This window comes from Helicobacter bilis, from assembly GCF_900198365.1.
Classification (GTDB): Bacteria; Campylobacterota; Campylobacteria; order Campylobacterales; family Helicobacteraceae; genus Helicobacter_A; species Helicobacter_A bilis_B.
Genome location: NZ_FZMS01000088.1, coordinates 1 through 8,132, shown reverse-complemented (window position 1 = coordinate 8,132; position 8,132 = coordinate 1). Strand labels below are relative to the sequence as shown.

Here is an 8,132-nt window from a genome sequence, read left to right as displayed (position 1 = left end):
ATCTTAGAATCTGAAGTTTGGATTCTATAACTTATCAGCAACAAAACACTATAATTTAAGTTTTAGATTCTGCAACTTGGAATCTAAAACTTAAATTTTACAATAGAATCTATATGTAATAAAGCTATGCTATTAACCCGTTATTTAAATTATTAAATTTTTTTCGCTATAATGCCTCGCACACAATATTACTTTGTTTTATCTATTCTCCAAAGCAAAGTAATATTTCAATGTAAAGCATACACAACATATAAAGCTTATTGTAATTTTTATATATTGCTTGTATAAATATTATTTCAAGTTAAGGATAAACATGTTACAAACACGCAAGATACTTGCGGGTGTGGCGATATGTTGTGTAGCTCAAACCTTAAGCTATGCACTAGATTCTAACACACCGCAAGAAGACAATACAGAATCTTACAAGCTAAACGCCGTTACTACGACAAGTAAGCTAAAAAGCTATGAAACAAGCACAAAGACTTTCATCACTGCTGATGATTTGGAAAAGACACAAGCCCTAAATCTTAGAGACATTTTCAAAAAAGACCCTAGCATTGCTGTGGGTGGTGGTGTGAATATGGGACAAAAGATTTATGTGCGAGGGTTTGAGAGCTTTATGATGAGAGTAATGCTTGATGGAGCGGCACAAAATGGCAATGCCTTTCATCATCAAGGCAATGTTATGGTTGATCCATCGCTATTAAAAAGAGTGGTGGTAAGCAAGGGCGTAAGCGATGCGAGTAGCGGACCGGGTGGTCTTGCTGGGTCTATTGCCTTTGAGACAAAAGATGCGAGTGATTTTTTAAAGGCGGGAGAGAAGTTTGGTGCTGAAATTGGCACAGGCTTTTTTACAAACTTAGGCTATAAAGCAAATCTCAATGTATATAGTCGGCTTTTTAGCGATGTAGGCATTTTGGCAAGTATAAATCATCAAAATGTGCTAAATTATCGCGATGCAAAGCATACTTACAAAAACTTTCTTACGATGAATAACCCCGTGCTAGGCAGCAACTCAATGCAAACGAATGTGCTTTTGAAAGTTGGAGGGCAAGTAGATTCTAATCAAAGGTTTTCTGTTGGTTATAGCGTTATAAATGATGATGCGACTCGTCCGTTTCGATCAAATATAGGCGATGTGGCAGGGGAGCATTTTGCAGATCATTTATTTCGACATAAAAATCAAAATCAAAGTTTTACTGCAAACTATGAATATAAACCAGAGCATGGCGGCACTTCTATAAAACTTGCCGCATATCACAACGCAAAAAATGTGAATCTCACACCACTTTTTACAGAAGATCACAATCATAACGGTGGCGGACATAATCATGATGAAAGCTCATCTCGTGCTATCGTGCTTGATAACTATGGTGCAAATGCAAGGCTAAGCAATCAGCTAAATGAAGATCATTTGTTTGAATATGGCTTTGACTTTCAAGGTATGAGTGTGCGTGATGATAATATGCAAGATAGTGAAAAAAATCAAAATAATTTAAAGCATAATAGGGGCAGGGAAGAGGCATATATCTATGGTGGATTTGTGCAGGATAGTTGGCAGATTCTAGACAATCTTACATGGGGTTATGGTAGCAGGGCGGATTTTTACTACTATTTTGATAAGAATAAACAGGATCATTTCACAGGCGGGGTAAGCCCTAGCACCGTGCTTACTTATAGTGTGATTGATGGGCTTGATATCAGTGCAAAGTATGCTTTCAGCACAAGGGGAGCAATGCCCGGCGATGCGACACTTTTGCGTGATACAAAAGTGGAGATAAGTCCAAATCTCAAATCAGAATACTCAAATCATGGTGAAATCACGCTTGATTATATAAATGATTTTATGAGTTTTAAATTTGCAGTATATGCAGGAAATATTCTAAACTTTATTAATAGCTATGCAAAAGGTGCGGCAGGTGCTGGTGGTAGAGAAGGGGTAAGAGAGAATCTAAACTTTCCACTTATTAACTATGGCTTTGAGATTGGCTCGGCGTTTTACTATGATAGATTTACCCTTGATTTGGGCGTAGCAAGAAATTGGCTTACTGCTGGAGGTGAGGGCAAGGGGGCATTACTTGCGGATACTTACGAGCTTGGGGCTACTTGGGGTTATACTTTTATGCTTGGATTGCGTTATGATGCGGATATGTTTGATATAGCTTGGGTTACTCGATCTGCGACAGGCTTTAAGAAAGGCACGATAGGTTATAATATCTATCAAAAGCAGTTTGAAGACATTGGCAAAGATGGGTATAGTGTGTCAGATTTATATGTGAATTACTATCCGCTTGGCAAAGACAAACTTACCTTGCGATTTAGCATTTTAAATGTCTTTAACGCATATTATATGGACCCTACCTCACCACTAAAAGTTGAAGCAGATAATAGTGCAAATGAAGCTATTAATAAAATCCGCACGGCTTTATATGAGCCCGGCACAGACTATCGCTTTGAAGTGAGATATAGGTTTTAGTGAAATTGATTTTTAATATTTTAGCAGGATTTAGATTTTCTGGCATTTTGGCAAGTCAGGGCGAGTTTTTGGAATTACAACACTCTATCCAATAGTAGCCCACAACTTAATATGTGCCATAAATATCTCTTGTGTTTTATCTAAATCAAAAAAGCATGGGACGCAAAGGATTGTGAGAAATTGGTTGTTTAATATAAGGTTTATTACACAAAGTTAAACTACATTCGAATTTGAATATAGACTTCATAAACTTCACTTTAAGTTATGCCTACACCTTATGCAACATAATCATAACTCACATGAAAAGCAAATGCAACACGAAAAAACATTAAATCCCAACTACCAAAACTGAACCTATCACAAAGATTCCAAAATATATTTGTTAGGTTAATAACTCTTGACATAAGAGCCACTAGAAGCTTTATATTCTTTTACTTTTCCATTAGCAAGTCTTATAGCAATGCTACCACCGCCCACATTTACACCTACAGCATCTCTATCGGGGTATGTCCTTTTATAAGATCCACTTATACTATACTGCTTTACGACATTCTTCTCTACACATGCCACCCACTCATCATCACAATCGCATGCAATTACATTTGAACCAACCGATCTTTTATAAGATCCACCATCATATATTTTCGCTTTGCCTTGATCGATTTTTACGATATATGCCATTTTCAACTCCCTATTCGTTACTAATCATTATAGAATGGAATCTAGCCAAGTTTATATTCCGTCTCTAAGTATTTTGTATAGATTCTAGAATCTTCAAAGTCTTTATTATCCATCATCTTTATGTGGAATGGAATAGTCGTTTTAATCCCTGCGATTTTAAACTCTTTTAGGGCGCGTTTCATGCGTTTTATAGCCTCTTGTCTTGTCGCACCCCACACAATGAGTTTGCCAATCATAGAATCATAAAACATAGGCACAACATAGCCGCCATAAGCATGTGTATCAAGCCTTACATTTGCACCACCCGGGGCAATCCACTCTGTAATTTTGCCCGGGCATGGATAAAACTTCTCTGGATCTTCTGCTGTGATTCTGCACTCTATGCTATGCCCTTTAAATGTAATAGAATCTTGACTAGGAAGTTTCTCACCCTCTGCTATGCGTATCATCCACTCTACCAAATCAAGCCCACTTACCATTTCACTCACGGTGTGTTCGACTTGCAAACGCGTATTCATCTCCATAAAGTAAAAATCTTTATTATTAGAATCGAGTAGAAATTCAAAAGTCCCCGCACCGACATATTTAATATGCTTGGCGGCTTTAATGGCGGTATCAAGCAAATTCTTCCTTACCTCATCACTTAAGACAACTGCTGGAGTCTCTTCAATCAATTTTTGCTGTCGTCTCTGCATAGAGCAATCTCTCTCGCCAATATGCACGACATTGCCATGCTTATCAGCTAGAATCTGCACTTCAATATGCTTTGGCTTATTGATAAATTTTTCCATATAAATTGTGCCATCACCAAATGCGCTTAACGCCTCGCTTTCAGCAGCTAAATATAGATTCTTTAAAAGCCCCTTATCAGGCACGACACGCATACCTCTACCACCACCGCCAGCTGCTGCTTTGAGTATGACAGGATAGCCGATTTTATCCGCTACCTCTAAGGCTTCTTTATAGCTTTTTAATGCCCCATCGCTCCCTACAATCACAGGTACACCTGCTTCTTTCATGCAGTCTTTTGCCTTTGATTTATCACTCATTATCATCATTACTTCTTTGCTAGGACCGATAAACTCAATATTATGATGTTCGCAAATCTCAACAAAGTTTTGATTCTCACTCAAAAAGCCATATCCGGGAAATATCGCATCTGCTTCAAATAAATCCGCTGCACTCATAATAGCCGGAATATTGAGATAGCTTTCACTACTCTTCTCCCCGCCAATACACACTTTCGCATCGGCTACTTCAAGATAATGTGTATCTTTATCAGCGATAGAGTGTATCGCAATGGCTTGTTTTCCCATCTCTTGAATCGTGCGTATAGCACGCAGGGCAATCTCACCACGATTTGCGATAAGAATGCGTTGTAATTTCTTTTTTACAACGCCGCTATTTTCATTTGTGTCTTGCTGCTTACTCTCTGTTGTCTTTGCATTACCCATAAGATACCCCTAGATTCTCTCAACCATAACAAGCTTTGTGCCATACTCAACAGGCTGTGCGTCATTTACCTCTATCTCTACGATTTTGCAGTCAAACTCTGCTTCAATCTCATTCATAATCTTCATCGCTTCAACAATGCCTATTGTCTGTCCCTTTTTAATCGTATCACCCACACTTACATAGGGTGCTGCACCTGGGCTTGGTGAGCGGTAAAATGTGCCTACCATAGGAGAAGTGATAAAATCAGCATTATTTGGATTTGCAGGTTTTGGACTAGATTCTATTGTTTGTGTTGCGGGTGCAACTTCTATCTTTTGTGCAGGTGTGGCTTGTGCTACTTGCTGGATAACTTTGTCTGCTTTTAGCTTTTTACCTTCTTTACTTAGTTTTAGCAGGAAGTTCTCTTGCTCTAAGCGAAGTGAAGCAAGATCTGAATCATTAAAGAGCTGGATGAGTTCCTTTATCTCGGATAATTTCATATAAAATCCTTCAAATGTAAAATAATAATCGTTTATGATAACATAAACTTGTAAAGTTTTTAATATTTTAATGCTTACTCTCACTAAAAGCTACCCTTACCCCCTCTCCAATAAATACAAGCAAAGATAGCACAATAGACATAACAAGAAATCCAGCTATACCTAAATGTGGTGCTTGTATATTATTTTTACCTTGATTAAGTAGCTCCCCTAGACTCGCACTCCCAAGGGGCATACCAAAGCCTAAAAAATCAAGCGTAGCAAGTGTCGTAATACTACCAATAGTAATAAAGGGTAAATAAGTAATAGTTGCAATGAGTGCATTTGGCAAAATATGCACGAACATAATATGTAAATCACTAAAGCCCAACACTTTAGATGCTTTGACATAGTCTTGTGTCCTTGCTCTTAAAAACTCTGCACGCACCACACCTACAATACTAGTCCAGCTAAAAAGCAGCACAATCCCTAAAATAATCCAAAATGTCGGTAATATAAAGCTTGATACAATGATAATCACAAAGAGTGTCGGCATACCACTCCAAATCTCTAAAGCCCTCTGCCCAAATAAATCAATAAGCCCACCATAATAGCCCTGCATACCACCGATAAGAACGCCAATACACACGCTACACACACTCAAAATTATCCCAAAAAGCAGTGAAGTGCGTAAGCCATATAATAATCTCGCGCAAACATCTCTGCCTTGATCATCAGTCCCTAAAATATGCTCTCTGCTTGGTGGTGTAGGTGGTATGCCTTTTAGATTCCAGTCGATACTATCAGCAGCATATTCTATCAAAGGGTAAAGTATAAAATCATTTGCAAAAAGATTTCTAACAAACGGATCTTTATAATCTGGTGTCGTATAAAAATCCCCGCCAAATTCAACTTCACTATAATCTATAAAAATAGGAAAATAAAACGAATTATTTTTATAAATAAGCAAAGGTTTATCATTTGCTAAAAAGGGGGCAAACAAACTCACAATAAAGATAAAAATAAAACAAAAAAGTGAGAATCTAGCCATTTTATGTGCGTAAAATGAACGCCAACGCATAGAAAGTAGTGATGGTGTTTTGCTGTATTGCATAATATGCCTTTTGTGATGAATAATGTAGAAGTATATTATATAATGAAATATAAATAAAGATTTTTAGGAATAAAAGTTTTTTTGGATATTAGAGTTTGAATTCATAAAGAATTCGTATTTCTAAAATAATACGGAATAATTTTTAATATGGGTTTTAAGCTTTATGTGTGCCTGGCGTTACAAAATTAACTCCAAAACCCTATATATACCCTAAACACTAAGCAAATTTGAGATTAAATACTTGGTAAAGCAGTTATTGAATCATAGTCATGAATATTCGTGTTATATTAACATTTATGAAATATATTTTAATTGATGTATTAAAGTTGTGGAAAAAACGCTTATCTAAAAAAAACCTTAACCTTCTCGTATTGCATGAATAAGTTTGCAAGTTCGTCTCTTTTTCCTGTAAAACACCCTTGCATTATAACTTAAAATAGCAATTGCATTTAACATTTCATGTAGAGTATTGCATAAATATAATCACTCTTTTACCTTACAAAGCATTACAAAATCATTAAAAAACTTGATGCAAACTCAATAAAACTTTATACGGCATTACCAACAAGTAAAAGCTTAAAAGACGCATTCTAAACACAAAGGGTATTAAAATATTTAAAAATATGATTGGCTTTACATACTGGAGCCAATCATAACACACACCTGCAGTCTTATCATTAAACAAAGCCATAATGTTTATATTACATAGGGCTAAGTAAATCCAAACACATCACAACGCAATCAAAGCACACATAAATACTTACATACGCACATATACATACGACAAAAAATCATAAGACTTAAGTATTGGTTAGCATTGCTTGCTCTACGTTCTCTATATTTGTTGCCCCGGTTCCTTGAACCCACCATTATCCTAATTGCTATCATGTTTGTATTTATATGTAAATTCTATTTTCATTTGATTTAAGAATGAGAATTCCTTTTCATATCTTTTAATAGCATTTCATAATCATGTATTGCCTGTTTATCATTAGGATTAATTTATGACATTATTAAGCCTTGTTCAATCAGTAATTAAAGTGCCTCATCGGATATTATTTTCTCTTATATAGCGTTGAACTTGTCTTATAGTCACCATGCTTTGTGGTATTATCGGTCTTATTAGCCATTCTAACAAAAGCCAATGAGACATTAAATCATTTTTAACCCGTTTTAAATCCCCACTTCACTATCAATACCACTTGACAAAGCGTATAATTTTATATTAAAGCAGATATACCATTAATAGTTTCTGCAGTTGAAGTTTGATTAATATTGCCCCAACCAAGTATATAAACCTTGAATAATATTATATTCCTTCCTTCTTCTCCAAATAATGCCCTATGCGTGCTAAACTTTGTTATAGTTGTCTTGAGTGTTGGAATTGCGACAGATAAACCTAGCAACCTAAAACCATCAATTACAGTCTTTTACTCATAAATTTAGCCTTGCAACGATCGCACTCACACAACACACTGGATATCCAAAGCCCAAATAATACCACGAGCATAAAATTTTAATTATGAAATCAAGTCAAAAATATAACGAATAAGTGAAAAGGCTATCACAAACATTATAATTGCCACAAAAATATCTATGATTTTGGCTATTTTAATAAGCACTTTGCTTAACTTCAAAGCACCATATCCCAAACCAAAAAACCATAAAAATGATGCACTAAGCCCACCATATGCAAATATAATTTTCTCTTCAAAGCTAAAAGTTAATGCGCTAGCACCTATCACAAACACCGTGTCTAAATACACATGAGGGTTTAAAAGTGTAACCGCTAAGGCTAATAATATCGTCTTTTTAAGTGATAGGGGATTAGAGGTTGAGAGTTGCAAGCCGTAATCTTGAAAAAATGCGGATTTTAAAGAAATAAAGCCATAATACACAACAAATAAAATCCCAGCAGATGCGATAAGCAAGTTTAAAACTTTATTTT

Annotated in this window: 6 protein-coding genes; 1 reads left to right on the top strand and 5 read right to left on the bottom strand. The window is 35.9% G+C overall.

Annotated elements, in window-relative coordinates; genetic code table 11:
• Window positions 1–313 precede the first annotated feature (313 nt).
• Window positions 314–2,476, top strand: coding sequence for a TonB-dependent receptor domain-containing protein (locus C6H08_RS10155; RefSeq protein ID WP_034579736.1), 2,163 nt, complete (start codon window positions 314–316; stop codon window positions 2,474–2,476).
• Window positions 2,477–2,863: 387 nt separating this feature from the next.
• Here the strand turns inward: C6H08_RS10155 and C6H08_RS10150 are convergent, their stop codons facing one another.
• The 5 genes from C6H08_RS10150 to C6H08_RS10125 form a co-directional block, all read right to left on the bottom strand.
• Window positions 2,864–3,157, bottom strand: coding sequence for an IceA2 protein (locus C6H08_RS10150; RefSeq protein ID WP_034565355.1), 294 nt, complete (start codon window positions 3,155–3,157; stop codon window positions 2,864–2,866).
• A gap of 41 nt (window positions 3,158–3,198) precedes the next feature.
• A complete protein-coding gene (locus tag C6H08_RS10145) occupies window positions 3,199–4,611 on the bottom strand; it encodes an acetyl-CoA carboxylase biotin carboxylase subunit (RefSeq protein WP_034565353.1) in 1,413 nt (470 codons plus the stop codon).
• Between the two features lie 9 nt (window positions 4,612–4,620).
• Complete coding sequence (accB, locus tag C6H08_RS10140) at window positions 4,621–5,091, bottom strand: acetyl-CoA carboxylase biotin carboxyl carrier protein (protein WP_034565352.1); 471 nt, start codon at window positions 5,089–5,091, stop codon at window positions 4,621–4,623.
• Between the two features lie 67 nt (window positions 5,092–5,158).
• Window positions 5,159–6,184 (bottom strand): ABC transporter permease, encoded by a 1,026-nt coding sequence (locus C6H08_RS10135; RefSeq protein ID WP_034565351.1) that lies wholly within the window; start codon window positions 6,182–6,184, stop codon window positions 5,159–5,161.
• Between the two features lie 1,520 nt (window positions 6,185–7,704).
• A partial coding sequence (locus C6H08_RS10125; RefSeq protein ID WP_104686190.1) for a LysE/ArgO family amino acid transporter occupies window positions 7,705–8,132 on the bottom strand: 428 nt, incomplete at its 5' end.

Bases quoted from the DNA above. Each gene is read 5' to 3' on its own strand.
- C6H08_RS10135 (WP_034565351.1), bottom strand. From the start codon at position 6,184: ATGCAATACAGCAAAACACCATCACTACTTTCTATGCGTTGGCGTTCA.
- C6H08_RS10155 (WP_034579736.1), top strand. From the start codon at position 314: ATGTTACAAACACGCAAGATACTTGCGGGTGTGGCGATATGTTGTGTA.
- C6H08_RS10145 (WP_034565353.1), bottom strand. From the start codon at position 4,611: ATGGGTAATGCAAAGACAACAGAGAGTAAGCAGCAAGACACAAATGAA.
- C6H08_RS10150 (WP_034565355.1), bottom strand. From the start codon at position 3,157: ATGGCATATATCGTAAAAATCGATCAAGGCAAAGCGAAAATATATGAT.
- accB (WP_034565352.1), bottom strand. From the start codon at position 5,091: ATGAAATTATCCGAGATAAAGGAACTCATCCAGCTCTTTAATGATTCA.